This window comes from Plesiomonas sp. (assembly GCF_051650925.1).
Taxonomy (GTDB): domain Bacteria; phylum Pseudomonadota; class Gammaproteobacteria; order Enterobacterales; family CAMTGL01; genus Plesiomonas.
Genome location: NZ_JBOFRH010000242.1, coordinates 1 through 1240, shown reverse-complemented (window position 1 = coordinate 1240; position 1240 = coordinate 1). Strand labels below are relative to the sequence as shown.

1 protein-coding gene is annotated in these 1240 nt (G+C 50.0%); it reads right to left on the bottom strand.

Features of this window, described 5'->3' with window-relative positions; translation table 11 throughout:
• A partial coding sequence (locus ACRC27_RS05790; protein WP_438639406.1) for a type I restriction enzyme subunit R domain-containing protein occupies positions 1 to 1240 on the bottom strand: 1240 nt, incomplete at both ends.

Below are 1240 nucleotides of genomic sequence, written 5' to 3'. Positions count from 1 at the left end.
CAATTGCTGTGTCGGTTCACCGTTAAAGTAATCACGGCTATCAAAGGTATGAAATAACGTGGCTAACAGGTCGAGGTGATTACGCACTTCGATCAGAGATTGTCCAATATCTTCAATGTTGGATTCATCCGCCTTCGAGTACATCGCCAGCGCCATGTTCATGCGCGATTTAATACCGATGTAATCCACCACCAGCCCTTTCTCTTTACCTTCAAACTTACGGTTAACCCGTGAGATGGTCTGGATCAGGTTATGCTTTTGCAGGGGTTTATCGATGTAGATGGTATCGAGCTCTGGCACGTCAAAGCCGGTGAGCCACATATCCACCACAATGGCGATTTTGAAGTTAGATTTTGGGTTCTTGAACTGCTTATCCAGCTCTTTGCGGTACTCTTTGTTGCCCAGCAGCTGATACATCTGCTCATCGTCATCTTTGCCACGAGTCATCACCATATTGATCATCGGCAAGGCGAGCAGCTCTTCTTGGTCTTTGGCGGTAAGCTCAACCCCTTCCATGGCTTGTTTCTCTTCAAACCACGCTGGGCGTAACGCCTTCACGCATTGGTAGAAGTCATAGGCAATTTCCCGATTGGCGCACACAAACATGGCTTTACCTTTCACGGTCGAGCCTTCGCGCACGCGCTCTTCGTAGTGAGCAACAAAGTCACTGGCCAAAGCAGCCAGCCGATCAGGATCACCCAAAATAGAGTGCATACTGGCCGTGGCCTTTTTGCTCTCTTCTATCTGGTACTCACTGGCCCCTTGCGCTTCACACTCTTGGTAGTAACGCTCTATCTCTTCGAGCTTGCTGTTATCCAGCACCACTTTGGCGGCACGCCCTTCATAGACAATGCGCACGGTTATTCCATCATTGACCGATTCGGTCATGGTGTAGCTATCAATAGCAGGGCCGAACACATCCAGCGTGGCATCAATCGGGGTGCCGGTGAAACCCACATAGGTGGCGTTGGGCAGTGAGTCGTGCAAGTATTTGGCAAAGCCGTAGGTTTTTTTGTACTTATTGGCGTTGAGGTCAAAACTCACTTTCTGATCAAGGTTCACTTGGCTGCGGTGCGCTTCATCAGAAATACAGATGATGTTGCTGCGCTCAGAAAGCAGTTGGATATCTTCGGTAAACTTATGAATGGTGGTGAGGAATACCCCGCCACTGGCTCGCCCCGCCAGCTTTTCCCGCAAATCTTGGCGGCTGGCCACCTTCACCACTTGCGCATCACCGATA